Here is a 21,185-nt window from a genome sequence, read left to right on the forward strand (position 1 = left end):
AATGTTATCCATCCTACCGGCCAAGCATACAGCATGGCCGGCGGGACAGTTTAGCACAAAGAGCGGAGATGCCAAATTCTCAGGAAATTCTTAGTCAGCTTGCTTACGCAAGAAGGCTGGAATATCCAGATAGTCAGGCTCTTTGTTTGGTTGCGCGTTCTGATCGTTCACTACCTTGGCGGCAGGCTTAACTTCCTGCGGCAGCGGCGACATACCGTGCTGCTGGTAACGATGATCCATCACCGGCTGGCTGACCTGCTGCTGCTTGTTGGTCACCAGAGTGATTTCCGGACGCTTGTCCATACCGATACCGGTCGCAACCACGGTCACGCGCAGTTCGTCGTTCATCTCCGGATCCAGAGAGGTACCGATCACCACGGTGGCGTTGTCGGATGCAAACGCGCGGATGGTGTTACCCACGGTTTCAAACTCGTCCAGACGCAGGTCAAAGCCGGCGGTGATGTTAACCAGTACGCCACGCGCGCCGGACAAGTCGATATCTTCCAGCAGCGGGCTGGAGATCGCCATTTCGGCCGCTTCTTCCGCACGGTCTTCACCACAGGCGATGCCGGAGCCCATCATCGCGTAGCCCATTTCAGACATCACGGTGCGCACGTCGGCGAAGTCGACGTTCATCAGGCCCGGACGGGTGATCAGCTCGGCAATGCCCTGCACCGCGCCTTTCAGCACGTCGTTGGCCGCGCCGAACGCGTCCAGCAGAGAAATACCGCGTCCCAGAACTTTCAGCAGTTTGTCGTTCGGGATGGTGATCAAGGAGTCCACATGCTTGGACAGCTCTGCAATACCCTGCTCAGCGAACGCCATGCGCTTCTTGCCTTCGAAATTGAAAGGCTTGGTAACCACGGCCACTGTCAGAATACCCAGATCTTTTGCTACTTCAGCCACCACTGGCGCGGCGCCGGTACCGGTGCCCCCGCCCATGCCGGCCGCGATGAAGACCATATCCGCGCCTTCCAGCGCGGTACGCAGGGCTTCACGGTCTTCTTCCGCTGAATTACGACCCACTTCCGGGTTCGCGCCCGCACCCAGACCTTTGGTAATGCAATTACCAATCTGGATGGTTTGGCCAACAGCCGTTTTACGGAGCGCCTGGGCGTCGGTATTTACGGCGAAGAATTCAACACCTTCGATGCGCTCGCGCACCATGTGTTCAACGGCGTTGCCACCGCCACCGCCGACGCCGATGACTTTAATCACCGCGTCATTGGTTAGTTCCATTGGTTCAAACATAGTTTCTCTCCGTTTTGTGCCTGTCGCTGCGAGACCATAAAAAATACCGATGCATGGTCTCTTTGTTAAAACATTAAAACTCTTTTCTCAGCCAGCTGTTGATACGTTTAAACCAACTGCCCACTGAGGCGCCTTTTTCTACTTCTGCCTCACCACTCAGGTGAGACTCTTTTCCATAGTGCAGCAGACCTACCGCCGTCGAGTAGTAAGGCTCCTGCGCATAATCCGTCAGACCCGTGATGTTCAAGGGTTGGCCGATGCGTACCTGGGTGTGGAACACCCGTTGCGCACAGGCTGCCAGGCCATCAATCTGGGCGGCGCCACCGGTCAGCACGATACCCGCTGCCAGATGATGCTTCACCCCTTGCTGACGCAGTTGCTCCTGTAATTGCAAAATCTCATCGTTAACCAGATTCAGCAGTTCGGTGTAGCGTGGCTCAATAACTTCAGCCAGCGTCTGTCTTTGCAGACTGCGCGGAGGACGTCCCCCGACGCTAGGCACCTCTACACTCTCATCCTTGCTAACAATCGATCCAAGCGCACAACCGTGTCGAACTTTAATCGCTTCCGCATCCGTCGGCGGTGTGCCGAAGGCGTAAGCAATATCGCTGGTGACCACGTTACCGGCATACGGGATAACCTTGGTGTGACGCAGCGCGCCACCGGTATACACCGCCATATCCATGGTACCGCCGCCGATATCCACCACACAGACGCCGAGCTCGCGTTCATCTTCGGTTAACACCGCATAGCTGGCGGCAAGACCGGCGAAAATAAGTTGGTCAACTTTCAGACCACAACGTTCAACCGCTTTAACAATGTTTTTTGCCATATCGTTATGGCAGGTGATCAGGTGCACCTTGGCCTGCATACGCACGCCGGACAACCCTACCGGGTTTTTGATGCCTTCCTGATAGTCGATGGCGTATTCCTGAGGAATCACATGCAGCACGCGGTGTTCATCACGCACACGCACCGATTTGGCGGTATGCACAACGTTTTCCACATCCTCCATGGTCACTTCCTCTTCGGAAATAGGAACCATCCCGATTTCATTCTGGCAACTGATGTGTTTGCCCGATAATGAGAGGTAGACCGAAGAAATCTGGCAATCCGCCATCAGTTCCGCCTGATCGATGGCGCGCTGCACGCACTTCACCACCGATTCCAGGTCATTAACGCCGCCCTTATCCATGCCCCGGGACGGACAGCTGCCCACCCCGATAATGTTGACCATGCCATCGGGCAGAACTTCCCCTACCAGTGCGGCGACTTTCGCCGTACCGATCTCCAGTCCAACTACCAGTTTTCTGTCCGTCGACTTGATCATCGTTGTTTTGCCTGTGCCTGATTCTGTTGCTGATTACTGTTTTGCTGTTCACGTGCCGCCTGCGGGTCGATTAACACCGGACTCCATCCTACCGAGGCACCGGCGTCATAGCGCAGGTCGACGTAGCTGACACGTTTGTTTTCCGCCTGGCCCTGTTGCACCAGCACCGGATACAGCTCGATAAAGCGTTGCAGGCGTCCCATGCGATCGTCACGCCCCAGTTCCAACCGAACATCGTTGTCCAAAGCCAGTTGCCAGGAGTGGCGCGCCGTCATCGCCGCCATCTTCAAGGTAAACTTGCCGGCGGCCAGCGCGCTGCTCATGGTGCGATAGCCGTCCAGCACGTCCTGCTCGCTCCCTTCCGGACCATAAAGCAGTGGCAATTTCTGCTTGCCGACGCGCTCCGCCGGAACGCTGAATGATTTGCCTTCGGCATCGACCATATGCAAATCATTCCAGCGCGCCACCGGGACATACTCCACCAGATGGATTTTCAGCTCATCCGGCCATTGCTTGCGCACGCTGGCCTGCTTAATCCACGGCAAGCGTTCAATCTGCTGCTGGATGACATTCACATCCTGCGTCATAAACGTGCCCGGCGATCCCAGCGCCAGGATAGCCTGGCGAATATCATCGTTGGTGGTGTAATGGCGTTCGCCGGTCACCACCAGGCGGGAGAGCGGCAAACGGCTGGCGTCTTTCATCCAGCCAATCACCGCCCAACCACTCCATAACACGGTCCCCAGCACCATCAGCAGGAAAAGTATTCCCGCCAGTTGGGTTCCATTGCTGCGCCGCGGGCTGTTGTTCTCCACCTCGCGGTCGCGTGCATTCAGGGCAGCTTGCGACATATCAGTCGGCCAATTCCAAAATTCTCGCCACCAGTTGCGAGAAGCTTAATCCAAACTGGCGTGCTGCCATCGGCACCAGGCTATGACTGGTCATGCCCGGCGAGGTGTTCACCTCGAGCAGATAGAAGCTGCCATCGTTATCCTGCATTACATCAACGCGGCCCCAGCCGCTGCAGTCCAGCGCACGGTAGGCGCGTACCGCCAGCGCGGCCAGTTCAGCCTCCTGCTCGGCCGACAAACCGCTCGGGCAGAAATACTGCGTATCGTCCGCAATGTATTTCGCCTGGTAGTCGTAAAACACACCGGCCGGCTGAATGCGAATCGACGGCATCACGCTGTCGCCAATAAACGCCACGGTGTACTCCGGGCCGCTCAGCCATTTCTCCACCAGCACGTCGTCATCGTGGCGGAAGGCCTCTTCCAGCGCCGCTTCAAGCGCGCCGAATGACTCAACCTTGCTCATGCCGACGCTGGAGCCTTCGCGGCTTGGCTTGACGATCAGCGGCAGCCCCAGAGCTTCGATGTTCGCCAGCGCCTGATGCTTGTCATCGCCGCTAAAACCCGCACGATGCAGCGCCACGTAAGGGGCGATCGGCAGGCCCAGCGACTGCCACACCAGCTTGGTGCGCCATTTGTCCATGGTCAGCGCCGAGGCCATCACGCCGCTACCGGTATACGGCAATTCCAGGAACTCCAGCATCCCCTGCAGGGTGCCGTCCTCGCCGCCGCGCCCGTGCAGCGCGATAAATACTTTGCTAAAGCCCTGCGCCTTGAGCTGCGACACCGGGAAGTCGCGGGTATCGACGCCGTGAGCGTCAATGCCGGCTTCGCGCAGACCGGCCAGCACCGCCGCGCCGGACTGCAGGGAAACATCACGTTCAGCGGAGGTGCCACCCAGCAGGACGGCGACTTTCTCAGTCATGCGGCTGCTCCTCTTTGTTCTGCGGCTGCGGCTGCAGCTTCAGCTCCGCCAGATTACGGGCAATTTTGCCGACGTTGCCCGCTCCCTGCACCAGCACCAGGTCATCCGCCTGCAGCAGCTGGGCCAGCGTTTCCGGCACGGTATCCGCGTCGGACACTAAAATCGGGTCCAGCTTGCCGCGGTTACGGATGGTGCGGCACAGCGAACGGCTGTCCGCGCCCGGAATCGGCGCTTCACCCGCCGGATAGACCTCCAGCATCAGCAGCACGTCCACCTGAGAAAGCACGTTGGCAAAGTCATCGTACAGGTCGCGGGTGCGGGTATAGCGATGCGGCTGGAACACCATCACCAGGCGTTTATCCGGCCAGCCGGCGCGTGCCGCTTTGATCGTGGCGTCCACCTCAGTCGGATGGTGGCCGTAGTCGTCCACCAGCATCGCGCTGCCTGCGCTGCCGTTCACCGCATCCAGCGCGAACTCGCCCAGGAAGTCGAAACGGCGTCCGGTACCCTGGAAGCCGGCCAGCGCACGTAAAATGTCCTCGTCGTCAATGCCCTCTTCGGTAGCCACGGCCACCGCCGCCGCCGCGTTCAGCGCATTGTGACGTCCCGGCGCGTTCAGGGTAACCGTCATCAGCGGCTTATCCTGACGGCTCAGGGTAAAGTGCCCCTGTGGGCCAATCTGGCTGTAGCTCTCAATACGCACGTCGGCATCTTCGCTAAAACCGTACGTAGTAATATGACGCCCGACGCGCGGCAACAGTTCACGCACCACCGGGTCATCAATGCACATCACCGCACGGCCGTAGAACGGCAGGTTGTGCAGGAAGTTGATAAACGTCTGCTTCAGGTTTTCAAAGTCGCCATGGTAAGTGTCCATGTGGTCGGCTTCGATATTGGTGACAATCGCCACCATCGGCTGCAGGTGCAGGAACGACGCGTCGCTTTCGTCAGCCTCTGCAATCAGATAACGGCTGCAGCCGAGGCGCGCGTGCGTGCCCGCCGCCTTCACCAGACCGCCGTTGACGAAGGTCGGATCCAGACCGGCTTCCGCATAAATACTGGACACCATCGCGGTGGTGGTAGTTTTGCCGTGCGTACCGGCCACGGCGATGCCGTGACGAAAGCGCATCAGTTCGGCCAGCATTTCGGCACGGCGAATCACCGGAATGCGTGCTTCACGCGCCGCGACGATCTCAGGGTTGTCAGAAGCAATGGCGGTGGAGACCACCACTACGCTCGCATCCAGCACATTCTCCGGACGATGGTTGAAATAGATCGTCGCCCCCAGCGCGCTCAGCTGCTGGGTCACCGGATTCGGCGCCAGATCCGAACCGCTGATTTGATACCCTTCATTAGCCAACACTTCGGCGATACCACCCATGCCGGCACCACCGATGCCGACAAAGTGAATGTGCCGGACGCGACGCATCTCGGGCACGATTGTACGTAGTTTCGCCAGTTGTTGTGTATTCATACTCTCTCTAATCCAGGGCCCGCGTAGCGCCCACCACATGATATTTCTTTATTTACAGGCCCGGCGAACCGAACCCCTGCAATCTCTATTTCGCGACGCGGATCAGCTCCGCCGCCACCCGTTCGGTGGCATCGGTGATCGCCACCGAACGCGCTTTCTCCGCCATGGCCAGCAGGGTCGGACGATCCCAGCTCGCCAGCAGTTCGGCCACCGTATCGGCGTTGAACTGCGGCTGTTCAATAATCTTCGCCGCACCGGCTTCTTCCAGCGGGCGGGCGTTCCAGTACTGCTGACGGTCCTTATGCTGGAACGGCACAAAAATCGCCGGCAGTCCCGCCGCGGCAATCTCGCTGACGGTCAGCGCGCCGGAACGGCACACCACCACGTCAGCCCAGGCATAGGCGGCCGCCATATCATCGATAAACTCGGCGACCTTATGCTGCGTCTGCCCGACGCGGGCATATTCGCGCTGAACCGTGTCCAACGCGCCTTTGCCTACCTGATGCCAGAGCGTAATTTTATCGCCCAAACGCGCCGCGACTTCAGGAACAGTCTGATTCAGCACGCGCGCGCCCTGACTGCCGCCAACCACCAGCACGCGGACAGGGCCTTCACGCCCGGCCAGGCGTTCCGCCGGCAACGGCAGCGCCAGCACGTCGGTACGTACCGGGTTGCCCACCACCGCCGCTTTCGGGAAGGCGCCGGGGAAAGCCTGCAGCACCGTGGTGGCGATGCGCGCCAGCCAGCGGTTGGTCAGGCCGGCGATGCCGTTCTGTTCGTGCAGCACGACCGGAACGCCGCACTGCCAGGCCGCCAGGCCGCCCGGGCCGGAAACGTAACCGCCCATGCCCAGCACCACGTCCGGCTGGTAGCTGCGCATAATCGCCTTCGCCTGACGCACCGCGCGCCAGATGCGCAGCGGCGCGCTCAGCTGCGCCATCACGCCTTTGCCGCGCAGGCCGGAAATACGAATAAAATCAATTTCGATCCCGTGCTTTGGCACCAGATCGGCTTCCATTCTGTCTGCGGTTCCGAGCCAGCGCACCTGCCAGCCCTGCGCCATCAGATGATGAGCGACCGCCAGCCCGGGGAACACATGCCCGCCGGTACCGCCTGCCATCACCATTAAACGCTTCGCTTTCCCGCTCATCCCTTACCTCTTAACAAACGCCTGGGCTTTCGCCAGACGCGTTTCATAATCAATACGCAATAACAGCACGATCGCCGTCGACATAATCAGCAGGCTCGAACCGCCATAACTGATCAGCGGCAGGGTCAGGCCTTTGGTTGGCAGCATACCCGCCGCCGCGCCGACGTTAACCAGCGCCTGGAAGCTGAACCACACGCCGACCGAGCAGGCGAGAAAACCGGAAAAACGCTGATCGATTTCCAGCGCCCTGCGGCCGATCGACATCGCGCGAAAAGCGACGAAGAATACCATTAACAGCGCGAAAACCACACCGATATAGCCGAGTTCTTCACCTAAAATCGAGAAGATAAAGTCGGTGTGCGCCTCCGGCAAATATTCCAGTTTCTGCACCGAGTTGCCGAGCCCCTGCCCCCAGAATTCACCGCGGCCGAACGCCATCAGCGATTGGGTCAGCTGGTAGCCGCTGCCGAACGGATCGGCCCACGGGTTCCAGAATGAGGTCACGCGGCGCATACGGTACGGTTCAGCGATAATCAACAGCACCACGGCGAACGCGCCGGAGCCGATAATCGCCAGGAACTGCCACATTTTGGCGCCGGCCAGGAACAGCATCGCCAGCGTGGTGATAAACAGCACCACCACGGTGCCCAGATCCGGCTGCGCCAGCAGCAGCACCGCCAGCACCACCATCACGCCCATCGGCTTACAGAAGCCCCAGAAGTTGCTGCGCACCTCGTCCACCTTGCGTACCAGATAGCTCGCCAGGTAGCAGAACAGCGACAGCTTCGACAGCTCCGCCGGCTGGATACGCAGCGGCCCCAGGGCAATCCAGCGCGATGCGCCGTTTACCGAGCTGCCGACCACCAGTACGATGAGCAGCAAGACGATCGACACCAGCAGCATCGCGGTGCTGTAACGCTGCCAGACATCCATCGGGACGCGCAGCGTCACCAGCGACAGGCCGAACGCCAGCCCCAGATACAGCGCGTCGCGCTTGGCGAACAGGAACGGATCGTCCGCCAGACGCTGGCCGATCGGCATCGACGCCGAGGTCACCATCACAAAACCGATAATCGCCAGACCGAACGTCAGCCACAGCAGCGTACGGTCATACAGCACCAGCGTGGCGTTCTCGTTTTCACGCGAGCCCATCACCCAGTCTTTCAGTTTTTCCGCTAAGCCGAATGACGGCAGTTGTAGTTTCATCCGCCAAGCTCCTGTGCCAGACGGGCGAACTCATCGCCGCGTACTTCAAAATTACGGAACTGGTCCAGGCTGGCGCAGGCGGGTGACAGCAGCACCATATCGCCGGAGCGCACCACGCCGGCTATCGTCCGCATTGCCTGTTCCATGGTTTCAGTCTGCAGCGCCACATCGGGACGCAGCTGCGCCAGCTGGGCGCCGTCGCGGCCAAAGCAGTACAGACGGATATTGTCGCCCTGCAGATAACGCGCCAGCGGCGAGAAGTCGGCCGATTTACCGTCACCACCCAGCAGCAGATGCAGCGTGCCGTCGACCTGCAGGCCGTTCAGCGCCGCTTCGGTGCTGCCGACGTTGGTTGCTTTGGAGTCATTAATCCAGCGCACGCCGTTATGCTCTAACACCAGTTGGAAGCGGTGCGTCAGCCCGGCGTAGGTGGTCAGCGCCTTCAGACTGGAGGAGCGCGGAATTTGCACCGCGTCGGCCAGCGCCAGCGCCGCCAGCGCATTGGTCAGGTTGTGCTGGCCGCTCAGTTTCATCTCGCGGGTGTTCAGCACTTTTTCGCCGCGCACCCGCAGCCAGGTCTCTCCCTGCTGACGGTTGAGGTGGTAATCCCCCACGTCGACGCCGAAACTAATGCAGCGCTCGTCGGCGCCGCGCACCGGCATGGTCAGCCCATCATCCGCGTTCACCACGCAGGTCTTGGCCTGTTCGTAAATGCGCAATTTCGCCGCCCGGTACTGCTGCAACCCCAGCGGATAGCGATCCATATGATCTTCGCTGATATTGAGCACGGTGGCGGCAGCGGCGCGCAGGCTGCTGGTGGTTTCCAACTGGAAGCTCGACAGCTCCAGCACGTACAGATCGCACGCCTGGCGCAGCAGGCTCAGCGCCGGTAACCCGATATTGCCGCCGACGCCGACCGCCCAGCCGGCAGCCTTCGCCATCTCACCCACCAGGGTGGTGACGGTGCTTTTGCCGTTGGAGCCGGTAATCGCCACAATCGGCGCCTGTGCCTCACGGCAGAACAGTTCGATGTCGCCGACGATTTCCACGCCGGCTTCCGCCGCGCTGAGGAGGGCCGGTGTAGACAGCGCCACGCCCGGGCTGGCGACGATCAGGTCCGCCGACAGCAGCCAGTCTTCACGCAGATTGCCCAGATGACGTTCCACGCTCTCCGGCAGTTGCTCCAGCCCTGGCGGAGACATGCGGGTATCCATAACGCGCGGCGTCACGCCGTGCGTTATAAAGAAATCAACACAGGACAGGCCGGTCAGGCCCAGTCCGATGATGACCACTTTTTTACCCTGATAATCCGCCATGATTAACGTACCTTCAGCGTTGCCAGGCCAATCAGCACCAGCATCAGCGAAACAATCCAGAAGCGCACAATAACGCGCGGCTCCGGCCAGCCTTTCAATTCATAGTGGTGGTGAATCGGTGCCATGCGGAAAATACGCTGACCGCGCAGCTTGAACGATCCCACCTGCAGGATCACCGACAGCGTTTCAACCACAAACACGCCGCCCATAATCACCAGTAAAAACTCCTGACGCAGCAGCACCGCAATGGTGCCCAGCGCGCCGCCCAGCGCCAGCGAACCGACGTCGCCCATAAACACCTGCGCCGGGTAGGTGTTGAACCACAGGAAACCCAGCCCTGCGCCGACAATCGCGGTGCAGACAATCACCAGCTCGCCGGCATGCCGCAGGTACGGAATATGCAGGTAGTTGGCAAAGTTCATGTTACCGGTCGCCCAGGCCACCAGCGCAAAACCGGCCGCCACCAGCACCGTCGGCATAATCGCCAGGCCGTCCAGGCCGTCGGTCAGGTTGACCGCATTGCCGGTGCCGACAATCACAAAGTAGGCCAGCAGTACATACAGCAGCCCCAGCTGCGGCATCACGTCTTTAAAGAACGGCACCACCAGTTCGGTGGCGGGGGTATCTTTACCGACCATGTACATGCTGAACGCCACCGCCAGCGCAATCACCGACATCCAGAAATACTTCCAGCGGGCAATCAGCCCTTTAGTGTCCTTACGCACCACCTTACGGTAGTCGTCGACGAACCCGACAATGCCGTAACCTACCAGCACAAACAGCACGCACCAGACGTACGGGTTAGACGGATAGGCCCACATCAGCACCGAAATGGTGATGGAGGTCAGAATCATAATGCCGCCCATGGTCGGCGTGCCGCGCTTGCTGAAGTGCGACTCCGGGCCATCGTTACGTACAACCTGCCCGAAGGACATCTGCTGCAGGCGGCTGATCAGCCGCGGCCCCATCCACAGAGAAATAAACAGCGCGGTCAGCAGGCTGACAATGGCGCGAAACGTCAGATAGGAAAAGACGTTAAAGCCGGAATAATATTTGACCAAATGCTCGGCCAGCCAAACTAACATGCTGCTTTCTCCTGTAACGCGCGTACTACCTGCTCCATCGCGGCACTACGTGACCCTTTGATTAACACGGTAATGACCGCATGTTCCTGCAGTAATTCCGCTACGCGCGCGATTGCTGCCGCTTGATCCTGAAAATGCTCGCCGTTGCCGGCCGCGTCGCTGAGCGCCTGACTCAGAACCCCCACGCTCAGCACTTTATCTACGCCCGCCTGCCGGGCCGCTTCGCCGACCTGACGATGGCACTCTTCCGCGTCATCGCCCAGTTCCGCCATATCGCCCGCCACCATCACCCGGTAACCCGGCATCTCCGCCAGCACCTGTGCGGCGGCGGTCATTGAACCGACGTTGGCGTTATAGCTGTCGTCCAGCAGCAGCTTGCCTTCCGCCAGCGCAATCGGGAACAGACGCCCCGGCACCGCCTGCAGCTGCTGCAAACCGCAGCGCACCGCTTCCAGCGACGCGCCTACCGACATCGCCAGGGCGGTGGCCGCCAGCGCGTTGGCTACGTTATGGCGCCCAGGCAGCGGCAGTGCGATATCCGTGCGGCCAAACGGGGTATGCAGGGTAAACTGCGTGCCGTTGCCGTTAACCGTGATATCGCTGGCGAAGAAGTCCACGCCTTCCGCCGCCTGCGGCGAGAAGCGCCAGACGGTTTGATCCGTCAGCAGGTTTTGCCAGCGCGGCCAGTCGTTGTTGTCCGCGTTGATAATGGCGACGCCATCCGCTGGCAAACCTTGAAAAATTTCACCTTTCGCCTGCGCCACCCCTGCCAGCGAACCGAACCCTTCCAGGTGCGCCGCCGCCAGGTTGTTGACCAGCGCGCTTTGCGGGCGCGTCAGCGCGGTGGTGTAGGCAATTTCACCAATGTGGTTAGCGCCCAGCTCAATCACCGCAAAATCATGCTGCGGCTGCAGACGCAGCAGCGTCAACGGCACGCCGATATCGTTGTTAAAGTTGCCGGCGGTATACAGCACGTCCCCGCACTCGCGCAGGATCGTGGCGGTCATCTCTTTCACCGAGGTTTTACCCGATGAGCCGGTCAGCGCCACCACTTTGGCCGGCACCTGCTGACGAACCCAGCCCGCCAGCGCGCCCAGCGCCAGCCGGGTATCCGCCACCACCAACTGCGGCACCTCCACCGGTAAGCGCTTGCTTACCAGCAAAGCACCTGCGCCGGCGGCAACCGCATCTGCGGCAAAATCATGTGCGTCAAAACGCTCGCCTTTCAGCGCCACAAACAGACAGCCTGCGGTCACTTGGCGGGTATCCGTCGTCACTTCATCAATTTGGCAATCGACGCCGATTAACTCGGCGCGCAATACATCGGACAGGGCCTGAAGGGAAACGGGAATCATGCCATCACCCCCAGCAAACGCGCGACGGTGGTGCGGTCGGAATAATCCAGACGGCGATTGCCCACCAGTTGATAATCCTCATGACCTTTACCGGCCACCAGCACCACGTCTTGTTCTTTCGCCTGCATCACCGAGCTGGTTACCGCCTCGGCACGCCCGTGAATCACCTGCGCCCGGCCGGCGTCCAGCAGACCGTTCAGGATATCGGCGATAATCGCCTGCGGCTCTTCGGTACGCGGGTTGTCATCGGTGATCACCACCCGGTCGGCAAACTGCTCGGCAATCGCGCCCATCAGCGGGCGTTTGCCTTTGTCGCGGTCACCGCCGCAGCCAAAGACGCACCACAGCTGCCCGCGGCAGTGCAGACGCGCGGCTTCCAGCGCTTTTTCCAGCGCGTCCGGCGTGTGGGCGTAATCGACCACGACCGTCGGCTTGCCCGGCGCATTGAACACTTCCATGCGGCCACAGACCGGCTGCAGTTGCTGCGCGCTGGCCACCAGCGCCGCCAGCGGATAGCCCAGCGACAGCAGCGTCGCCAGCGCCAGCAGCAGGTTGCTGACGTTAAATGCCCCCATCAGACGGCTTTCAATCTCGCCATCCCCCCAGCTGGAGCTGAAACGGATAGTGGCGCCGTTATCGTGATAGTCCACCGAGGTGGCCTTCAGCCAGCGGCCGTGGCAGCCCGGCTGCAGGTTATCCTGCATGGTGACAGCCACCGCATCCGGCAGCTGCGCCAGCCAGCGCTGACCGACTTCATCATCGGCATTGATAATCGCCTGGCCGACCTGGTGCTCGGCGAACAGCGACCATTTCGCCGCTTCATAGCTGGCCATGTCGCCGTGGTAATCCAGGTGGTCGCGGCTCAGGTTGGTGAACACCGCCGCGGCAAACGGCAGCGCCGCAACGCGGCTTTGCACCAGACCATGGGAAGAGACTTCCATCGCCGCCAGCGTCGCGCCGCGATCCGCCAGGTCATTTAATACATGTTGCACATCCACCGCCGAACCGGTGGTATTTTCTGTCGGGCACACCTGGCCCAGCAGGCCGTTGCCGACGGTGCCCATCACCGCGCTGGTTTCGCCCAGCAGCTGCCCCCACTGCGCCAGCAGCTGGGTGGTGGTGGTTTTACCGTTGGTACCGGTCACGCCGACCAGACGCAGGCGTTCTGCCGGCTGATGGTAAAAACGCCCGGCCAGCGCAGACAGGCGCTGATTCAACTGGCCGAGGTAAATCACCGGCACACCGTGCATCGTACGAATTTCACCGTCTTCGGCGGCGCCTTCAGCTTCTGCGATCACTGCGGCGACGCCCTGGGCGATGGCTTGCGGAATATAGCGGCGACCATCCGTCTGGTGGCCGTTTACGGCGACAAACAGATCCCCGGCAGCCGCAATCCGGCTGTCTAATATCATTTCCCGCAGCGCGCGCTCGGGGGCCGAAGGCACCCACGGAGCGAGTAGGTCGCGCAAATTACGATCTGCCACCTGAACCCTCTTTTTTATTAATCACTAATTCGCTTTTATCACCGGTGGGCAACGCGTCCGGCTCAACGTTCATGGTGCGCAGTACGCCGCCCATGATGGCGCCAAACACCGGCGCGGAGATTGCGCCACCATAGTATTTCCCGCCCTGCGGGTCGTTGATGACCACCACCAGGGCAAAACGGGGCTGACTCGCCGGCGCAACGCCGGCGGTATAAGCGATATAACGGTTGACGTATTTACCGTCCGGCCCCACTTTCTTCGCGGTACCGGTTTTAATGGCGATACGGTAACCCTTGATGGCGGCTTTCACGCCGCCGCCGCCCGGCAGGGCCACGCTTTCCATCATGTGCACCACGGTACGCACCAGCGGTTCAGGGAATATGCGTTTGCCGGCAACCGGCGGGTCAACCTTGGTAATCGACAGTGGGCGATACACGCCCAGGCTGCCGATCGTTGCATAGACTCGCGCCAACTGTAACGGTGTTACCATTAGCCCGTAGCCGAAAGAGAAGGTGGCCCTCTCTATGTCAGACCACCGTTGTTTTTTTGGATATATGCCACTGCTTTCTCCGACCAACCCCAAATTGGTCGCTTTTCCCAGCCCAAAACGTGAGTAAGTATCTACTAACGCTGAGGACGGCATCGCTAACGCCAGCTTGGAAACACCGACGTTACTCGACTTCTGCAAGATCCCGGTCACCGACAGTTCCGGATAACGCGCCACGTCTTTAATCTCATGGCCGTTAATGCGGTAAGGCACGGTGTTCAGCACGCTGTTTTCTCTCACTACGCCGTGCTGCAGCGCCGTCATCACCACCATCGGTTTGACGGTAGAACCAGGCTCAAAAATATCGGTAATGGCGCGGTTACGCATGGTCTCTTTCGGCGTGCCGGCCATATTGTTCGGGTTATAAGACGGGCTGTTGGCCATCGCCAGCACTTCGCCGGTGTTGACGTCGATCAGCACAGCCGTACCGGATTCCGCCTTGTTGAACGCCACCGCGTTGTTCAGCTCGCGGTAGACCAGCGCCTGCAGACGTTCATCAATGCTCAGCGCCAGGTTATGCGCCGCCTGGCTGTCGACCGAAGAGATATCCTCAATCACGCGGCCATAGCGGTCTTTACGCACAGTACGCTCGCCCGGTTGTCCGGTCAGCCAGTGATCAAAGCTTTTCTCAATGCCTTCAATACCCTGACCGTCGATGTTGGTCACGCCGATAATGTGCGAGGTGACCTGCCCGGCAGGGTAATAGCGGCGCGACTCCTGACGCAGGTAAATGCCCGGTAGCTTCAGCTTGTGAATATACTCGCCGATTGCCGGATTAACCTGGCGCGCCAGATAGACAAAACGTCCGCGCGGGTTGGCGTTAACGCGCTTGGAGAGCTGATCGAGCGGGATGCCCAGCGCGTCCGACAGCGCTTTCCAACGGTTGTCCAGCGTAATGCCGCCGCGCTCGTTCAGCTCTTTCGGATCCGCCCAGATGGCGTTCACCGGTACGCTGACCGCCAGCGGCCGCCCGGCGCGATCGCTGATCATTCCACGCGATGTCGGCACCTGCTGTACACGCAGCGAACGCATATCGCCTTCTTTCACCAGCCGATCCGGGTTAATCACCTGCAGATACGCCACCCGCAGCATCAGCCCGACCAGCGCCAGCAAAATACAGCCGCACAGCAACGCAAAACGCCAGCTGACAAAGCTGGCTTGATCTTCCTGGCGTTTCAACTTACCGGGGCGTGCTGCTTTCATGCGTTCCCTTTTTGCTCCGTTTCATTACGTCGGTTAAACCACTCATTGTTTAACGATGATATTTTCTTGCGATGGATCGACATGCTGCATCTGCAGCTTCTCAGTCGCCGTACGCTCCACGCGACTGTGGTCGCCCAGCGCATTCTCTTCGAGGATCAGGTTGCGCCACTCGATATCCAGCGCATCGCGCTCCAGCACCAGCTGCTCGCGCTCGGCGGTCAACAGGCGGGTACGGTGCGCGGTGGTTACCACCAAAATGGCGGAAACCAGCACGGCTATCAGTAAAATCAGCGGGATCTTGGCGTTGCGCAGCAAATCGCCGCCGATAACCCCAACCAACCCATGGCGCTCATTCCCAATCACTCGGATACCCTCTCGGCAATGCGCAACACTGAACTGCGCGCACGTGGATTTTCGGCGACTTCTTCAGCCGGCGGCATCATCTTGCCCAGCGCTTTCAGGCTGCGACCGCCCAGTTCGCGCAACTGCGCTTCGGTCAGCGGCAGTCCCGCCGGCACCTGCGCGCCGCGGCTGTGGTGACGCATAAAGCGTTTTACAATCCTGTCTTCCAACGAGTGGAAGCTGATAATCGACAAACGCCCCTGCGGTGCCAGCACGTCCAGTGCGCCTTCCAGCGCACGTTCGATCTCTTCCAGTTCGCTGTTGATGTAAATACGGATGGCCTGGAAGCTGCGGGTCGCCGGGTGTTTATGCTTTTCTTTGAACGGACTGGCAGCGGCAATCAGCTCGGCCAGTTCTTTGGTGCGCGTCATCGGCTCGGTTTTATTACGCTCGACGATGGCGCGTGCAATACGCTTGGCAAAACGCTCTTCGCCGAAGGTTTTCAGCACCCAGGCGATATCTTCTGCTTCGGCTTTCAGTAACCATTCGGCGGCGGACTGGCCGCGCGAAGGGTCCATGCGCATATCCAACGGTCCGTCGCGCATAAAGGAGAAACCGCGCTCCGGGTCGTCGAGCTGCGGTGAAGATACGCCCAGATCCAGCAGAACGCCGTCGATCTGCCCTTCCAGTCCGCGCTCCCGCACATAATGCGACAACTCGGAAAACGGGCCATGTACGATGTTAAAACGAGGATCTTCAATAGATTTGGCGGCTGCAATCGCCTGCGGATCGCGGTCAATCGCCAACAAGCGTCCTTCCGGCCCGAGCTGGGACAGAATCAGACGAGAATGGCCACCGCGACCAAAAGTACCGTCGATATATATGCCGTTACTGCGGATGTTGAGGCCGTTAACCGCCTCATCCAACAGTACGGTAGTGTGTTTATAATTTTCCAACATGCTTATAGCGACAAGTCCTGTAGCCGCTCAGACAACGGTTCCTGAGACGACTGTTCAGCGTCAATATCATCCTTGACTTGTTGATACCAGGTCTGTTCATCCCACAGTTCAAACTTGTTGAACTGACCGACCAGCATCACTTCTTTCGTTAATCCGGCGTGTTGGCGCAGCGTACTGGCTATCAACAACCGGCCGGCGTTATCCATCTGACACTCACTGGCATGTCCCAACAGCAAGCGCTGTACGCGGCGCTCCGCAGGGTTCATGCTCGACAGACGGGATAACTTTTGTTCAATCACTTCCCATTCGGGCAACGGGTAAAGCAGCAGGCAGGGCTGATGGAGGTCAATGGTACAGACCATTTGGCCTTGCGATTCCTCGTTCAGCGAGTCCCGGTAACGGGTTGGTACGGCAAGCCGCCCCTTGCTGTCGAGGTTGACCATCGTCGCCCCTCGAAACATTCCTGAGCTACCCCTTCGTGACCTTTTTCACCACTTTACCCCACAAATTCCCACATAAAGGAGTTTACGGAGGGTATTAAAACCTTGTCAAGCCAGAGCGGCGGTGCTTTGGCAATATTTCTCTGTTCGTTTTGGGAGCTGACTCGCGAAAGGAACTCTTTTTATTCGGCAATTAAAAATTAACACCATGATAAACGAGGAGAATTTTTTGAAAGGAAAGTAGGCGGTTAACAATCTGACAAATTGGCGATTAATTAGCTCAATACTTTCTTCTGTAATCGAAGTCTCATTTTTCAATTGTTCTTTTGCCCCACGGCATGACGGCCAAACCCGCGACGGCGCAGGCCAGCGGCACGGTGCCTCCCCGAAAGGGCTGACGATAATGCCCTATATTAATTAAGGCTGATGTCGGCAGTCCGATAACGGGGGCGTTATTTTACTGCAATTAAACGGCGAATGCCGAGAGGGGGAAATAAAATAAATATTTTTACGATTACCAGGCGGGCTAATTGCGATTTAAATCATATTACTAAGATTATTCCCAAAAAACTTTACAATGCGGCCGCATTTCCTTACATGTTTATTCCTATCGTTTTTGACATTTCAATTAGAAAAACGCATGAAAAACACAACCCACTGTTTTATATCGGTTTATTAAAAACATCAGGCAGGTGTGTCTTGCGGCAAGGGAACAGCGCGCTGCTCCCCCGTCTTGCCGCTTACTTTCTGCTCAGGCTACCGCGGCGGAACAGATTACGGCGAATGCGCGTCAGGCCCGGCTTCGGCTTGCGCGGTTCGTCCAGACTGGCCAGCACCAGTTCCAATACGCGCTCCGCCACGTCGCGGTGGCGCTGCGCCACCGCCAACACCGGACACTGCAGGAAATCCAGCAGTTCATGATCGCCAAACGTGGCGATCGCCAAATCGGTCGGCAGACGCCCTTGTTGCTTCAAGGTCACATCCATCACGCCCTGCAGCAATGAAAACGAAGTGGTGAACAGCGCCTGCGGCATCGGGTGGGTTTGCAGCCACTGGGCGAACAACGTCCCTGCGGCTTCGCGCTCATAGCTATTGGCGTACAGGTAATCCACCTGGCGTTCATCATCCTGCCAGGCCTGACGGAACCCCTGCTCGCGCAGGAAACTGACCGACAGTTCCGGCAGTGCGCCTAAATACAGCACCGACTCCGCCGGGAAAGTGCGCAGCTCCTGCGCCAAGGTGAAGGCGTCTTCCTGATCGGCGCCTACGACGCTGATGAAATGCTCGCGATCCAGCGCGCGATCCAGCGCGATGATCGGCAGTGAGCCATTCGCCCAGCGCTGGTAGAAAGGGTGTTCCGGCGGCAAAGCGGTCGAAACGATAATCGCGTCGACCTGGCGCTGCAGCAGGTGCTCGATACAGCGCATTTCGTTATCCGGCTGATCCTCAGAGCAGGCAATCAGCAGCTGGTAGCCACGCTGGCGCGCCTGCCGTTCCAGATAGTTGGCGATGCGTGTGTAGCTGGTGTTTTCCAGGTCGGGAATCACCAATCCGATAGAACGTGTCCGACCGGCGCGCAGCCCTGCCGCCACGGCGTTCGGATGATAATTATGCTCCCTGACCACGGCCATCACTTTTTCGACGGTTTTATCGCTGACGCGATACTGTTTCGCCTTACCGTTGATGACATAACTGGCCGTAGTGCGCGAAACACCTGCGAGACGCGCGATTTCATCCAGTTTCACGTTAACCCCTTACTGATGCTGAAAATAGAGAGTGAAGGCAGCCCTCAGCAAGCATCGCAGCCATGCAATGCTTCAAGCCGGCTTAACGATCTAACAGCAGAAACCTCTACCGGGCAACCGATTTTGCCGCAAGGTGCCGGCAAACGGGAAAATTTTACCGCGAATGCCTGAGACAGGGGCGCCAGCGCGCCCTGCCCTCCCTCTTTTCAGCGCATGATCTTATCGCCACGCGAGACGCCAACGACGCCGGAGCGCGCCACTTCGACGATTTCCGCCACTTCACGCACCGTTCCCAGGAAAGCATCCAGTTTATCGCTGGTGCCCGCCAGCTGCACGGTGTACAGCGTCGCGGTGACATCAACAATCTGCCCGCGGAAAATATCGGCGCAGCGCTTCACCTCTTCACGGCCGTAGCCGCTGGCCTGCAGCTTGACCAGCATGATCTCACGCTCGACGTGCGCCCCCTGCGCCAATTCGCTGACGCGCAGCACATCCACCAGCTTATGCAGCTGCTTCTCAATCTGTTCCAGCACCTTCTCGTCGCCCACGGTCTGGATGGTCATACGCGACAGCGTCGGATCGTCGGTCGGCGCGACCGTCAGGCTTTCAATGTTGTAGCCGCGCTGGGAAAACAGCCCGACCACGCGCGACAACGCACCGGATTCATTCTCCAGTAATACAGATAAAATACGCCGCATGATCAGGTCCTCTCCGTTTTGCTCAGCCACATTTCGTCCATGCCGCCACCGCGGATCTGCATGGGGTACACATGTTCCGTTTCATCAACGGTCACATCGACAAACACCAGTCGTTCCTTCTCCGCCAGCGCCTGCGCCAGCTTACTTTCCAGTTCATCCGGGGTGCGGATGGCGATACCGACATGCCCGTAAGCCTCGGCCAGTGCGACGAAATCGGGCAGCGACTCCATATAGGACTGCGAATGACGGCCGGAATAGATCATGTCCTGCCACTGCTTCACCATGCCGAGATAGCGGTTGTTCAGATTCACCACCACCACCGGCAGATTGTATTGCAGCGCGGTGGACAGTTCCTGAATGTTCATCTGGATACTGCCGTCGCCGGTCACGCACACCACGGTTTCCTCCGGCAGCGCCAGCTTCACCCCGAGTGCCGCCGGCAGGCCGAAGCCCATCGTGCCTAGTCCGCCGGAATTGATCCAGCGGCGCGGCTTGTCGAACGGATAATACAGCGCAGCGAACATCTGATGCTGGCCGACGTCAGACGTCACATAAGCGTCGCCTTTGGTCAGCCGGTGCAGAGCTTCAATCACCGCCTGCGGTTTGATGGTATCGCCATTTTTGTCATACCCCAGACAGTCGCGCGCGCGCCACTGCTCAATCGACTGCCACCAGTCGCGCAGCGCATCAAAGTCCTGCTGCCTGTCACTCTGCGCCAGCAGCTCCAGCATCTGAGCCAGCACCTGCTTCGCGTCGCCGACGATCGGGATATCCGCATCCACGGTTTTGGAAATTGAAGTCGGGTCGATATCAATATGCAGCACGGTGGCGTCCGGACAGTATTTCGCCAGATTGTTGGTGGTACGGTCGTCAAAACGCACGCCGACGGCAAAAATCACATCGGCGTGGTGCATGGTCTTGTTAGCTTCATAGGTACCGTGCATCCCCAACATACCGACGCTTTGGCGGTGCGTGCCCGGGAAAGCCCCCAACCCCATCAACGTACAGGTGACCGGCAGGTTGAGCCGTTCCGCCAACGCCGCCACCTCCGTATGGCATTCGGCATTGATCGCGCCGCCGCCGACATACATCACCGGCTTTTTCGCCGCCATCAGAGTATGCAGGGCACGTTTGATCTGGCCGCGGTGGCCCTGCACCGTCGGGTTGTAAGAACGCAGGCTGACCTCCTGCGGATAGGCATACGGCATGCGCACCGCCGGGCCGACAATGTCTTTCGGCAGATCGATTACCACCGGGCCGGGACGGCCGCTGGCGGCCAGATAAAACGCTTTTTTCAGTACGCCGGGAATATCCTCGGTGCGCTTGACCAGAAAACTGTGCTTCACCACCGGACGCGAAATCCCCACCATATCGCACTCCTGGAAGGCGTCGTAGCCAATCAGCGAGCTCGGCACCTGGCCGGAAAGCACCACCATCGGAATGGAGTCCATATAGGCGGTGGCAATACCGGTAATCGCATTGGTCGCGCCCGGGCCGGAGGTGACCAGCACTACGCCGACTTCGCCGGTGGCGCGTGCGTAGCCATCGGCCATATGCACCGCCCCCTGCTCATGGCGCACCAGTACGTGATCGATTCCGCCCACCGTGTGCAGGGCGTCATAAATATCAAGCACCGCCCCGCCCGGATAACCGAATACATGTTTAACGCCCTGGTCGATCAGCGATCGCACGACCATTTCGGCTCCTGACAACATCTCCATGGGTTTGCCTCCAGGCTTACTTATACTTGTCTGGCGCCGGAACGTGGCGCCTGCTCGTCGGGTATACCCCGACGTGATGCGTTTTTGGCCTACCCATCGCCGCGCT

Annotated in this window: 18 protein-coding genes; all 18 read right to left on the reverse strand. The window is 59.3% G+C overall.

Annotated features, from left to right (window positions below; all coding sequences use genetic code 11):
• Positions 1 to 90: 90 nt before the first annotated feature.
• The 18 genes from ftsZ to ilvI all read right to left on the reverse strand — a co-directional run bounded on the left by ftsZ (position 91) and on the right by ilvI (position 21,079).
• Entirely contained in the window at positions 91 to 1,251 is a 1,161-nt protein-coding gene (ftsZ, locus tag HF675_RS19725) for a cell division protein FtsZ (RefSeq protein WP_015670922.1), read from the reverse strand.
• Between the two features lie 73 nt (positions 1,252 to 1,324).
• Entirely contained in the window at positions 1,325 to 2,581 is a 1,257-nt protein-coding gene (gene ftsA / locus HF675_RS19730) for a cell division protein FtsA (protein WP_015670921.1), read from the reverse strand.
• Positions 2,578 to 3,432 carry a cell division protein FtsQ gene (gene ftsQ, locus HF675_RS19735; RefSeq protein WP_105229773.1) on the reverse strand — a complete coding sequence of 285 codons (855 nt, stop codon included), beginning with the start codon at positions 3,430 to 3,432 and terminating at the stop codon, positions 2,578 to 2,580. Before ftsQ ends, ftsA begins: the two co-directional genes overlap by 4 nt.
• Before the next feature lies 1 nt (position 3,433).
• Complete coding sequence (locus HF675_RS19740; RefSeq protein ID WP_105229772.1) at positions 3,434 to 4,354, reverse strand: D-alanine--D-alanine ligase; 921 nt, start codon at positions 4,352 to 4,354, stop codon at positions 3,434 to 3,436.
• Positions 4,347 to 5,828, reverse strand: a complete 1,482-nt coding sequence (gene murC, locus HF675_RS19745; protein ID WP_187043626.1) for a UDP-N-acetylmuramate--L-alanine ligase — start codon at positions 5,826 to 5,828, stop codon at positions 4,347 to 4,349. The genes HF675_RS19740 and murC overlap by 8 nt, the downstream gene beginning before the upstream one ends.
• Positions 5,829 to 5,913: 85 nt before the next feature.
• The gene (gene murG / locus HF675_RS19750) at positions 5,914 to 6,978 is read right to left on the reverse strand and encodes an undecaprenyldiphospho-muramoylpentapeptide beta-N-acetylglucosaminyltransferase (protein ID WP_105229770.1); all 1,065 of its coding nucleotides are present in this window, start codon (positions 6,976 to 6,978) and stop codon (positions 5,914 to 5,916) included.
• Between the two features lie 3 nt (positions 6,979 to 6,981).
• Positions 6,982 to 8,184 (reverse strand): cell division protein FtsW, encoded by a 1,203-nt coding sequence (gene ftsW, locus HF675_RS19755; RefSeq protein ID WP_187043627.1) that lies wholly within the window; start codon positions 8,182 to 8,184, stop codon positions 6,982 to 6,984.
• On the reverse strand, positions 8,181 to 9,500 hold the full coding sequence (gene murD / locus HF675_RS19760; RefSeq protein WP_187043628.1) for a UDP-N-acetylmuramoyl-L-alanine--D-glutamate ligase: 1,320 nt from the start codon (positions 9,498 to 9,500) through the stop codon (positions 8,181 to 8,183). The genes ftsW and murD overlap by 4 nt, the downstream gene beginning before the upstream one ends.
• A 2-nt stretch (positions 9,501 to 9,502) precedes the next feature.
• Positions 9,503 to 10,585 carry a phospho-N-acetylmuramoyl-pentapeptide-transferase gene (gene mraY, locus HF675_RS19765; RefSeq protein ID WP_015670914.1) on the reverse strand — a complete coding sequence of 361 codons (1,083 nt, stop codon included), beginning with the start codon at positions 10,583 to 10,585 and terminating at the stop codon, positions 9,503 to 9,505.
• A complete protein-coding gene (gene murF / locus HF675_RS19770; RefSeq protein WP_105229767.1) occupies positions 10,579 to 11,940 on the reverse strand; it encodes a UDP-N-acetylmuramoyl-tripeptide--D-alanyl-D-alanine ligase in 1,362 nt (453 codons plus the stop codon). Before murF ends, mraY begins: the two co-directional genes overlap by 7 nt.
• Positions 11,937 to 13,424, reverse strand: a complete 1,488-nt coding sequence (murE, locus tag HF675_RS19775) for a UDP-N-acetylmuramoyl-L-alanyl-D-glutamate--2,6-diaminopimelate ligase (protein WP_187043629.1) — start codon at positions 13,422 to 13,424, stop codon at positions 11,937 to 11,939. Before murE ends, murF begins: the two co-directional genes overlap by 4 nt.
• Entirely contained in the window at positions 13,411 to 15,174 is a 1,764-nt protein-coding gene (locus HF675_RS19780) for a peptidoglycan glycosyltransferase FtsI (RefSeq protein ID WP_105229765.1), read from the reverse strand. The genes murE and HF675_RS19780 overlap by 14 nt, the downstream gene beginning before the upstream one ends.
• A 42-nt stretch (positions 15,175 to 15,216) precedes the next feature.
• Positions 15,217 to 15,537, reverse strand: coding sequence for a cell division protein FtsL (gene ftsL / locus HF675_RS19785; protein WP_105229764.1), 321 nt, complete (start codon positions 15,535 to 15,537; stop codon positions 15,217 to 15,219).
• Positions 15,534 to 16,475, reverse strand: a complete 942-nt coding sequence (gene rsmH, locus HF675_RS19790) for a 16S rRNA (cytosine(1402)-N(4))-methyltransferase RsmH (protein WP_105229763.1) — start codon at positions 16,473 to 16,475, stop codon at positions 15,534 to 15,536. The genes ftsL and rsmH overlap by 4 nt, the downstream gene beginning before the upstream one ends.
• Positions 16,476 to 16,477: 2 nt before the next feature.
• Positions 16,478 to 16,936 (reverse strand): division/cell wall cluster transcriptional repressor MraZ, encoded by a 459-nt coding sequence (mraZ, locus tag HF675_RS19795; protein WP_105229762.1) that lies wholly within the window; start codon positions 16,934 to 16,936, stop codon positions 16,478 to 16,480.
• 719 nt (positions 16,937 to 17,655) lie between these two features.
• A complete protein-coding gene (cra, locus tag HF675_RS19800) occupies positions 17,656 to 18,660 on the reverse strand; it encodes a catabolite repressor/activator (RefSeq protein WP_105229761.1) in 1,005 nt (334 codons plus the stop codon).
• A gap of 206 nt (positions 18,661 to 18,866) precedes the next feature.
• Complete coding sequence (gene ilvN / locus HF675_RS19805) at positions 18,867 to 19,358, reverse strand: acetolactate synthase small subunit (RefSeq protein ID WP_015670906.1); 492 nt, start codon at positions 19,356 to 19,358, stop codon at positions 18,867 to 18,869.
• Between the two features lie 2 nt (positions 19,359 to 19,360).
• On the reverse strand, positions 19,361 to 21,079 hold the full coding sequence (ilvI, locus tag HF675_RS19810) for an acetolactate synthase 3 large subunit (protein ID WP_105229760.1): 1,719 nt from the start codon (positions 21,077 to 21,079) through the stop codon (positions 19,361 to 19,363).
• Positions 21,080 to 21,185 lie beyond the last annotated feature (106 nt).

This window comes from Serratia sp. JUb9, from assembly GCF_014298095.1.
GTDB classification, from domain to species: Bacteria; Pseudomonadota; Gammaproteobacteria; order Enterobacterales; family Enterobacteriaceae; genus Serratia_B; species Serratia_B rhizosphaerae.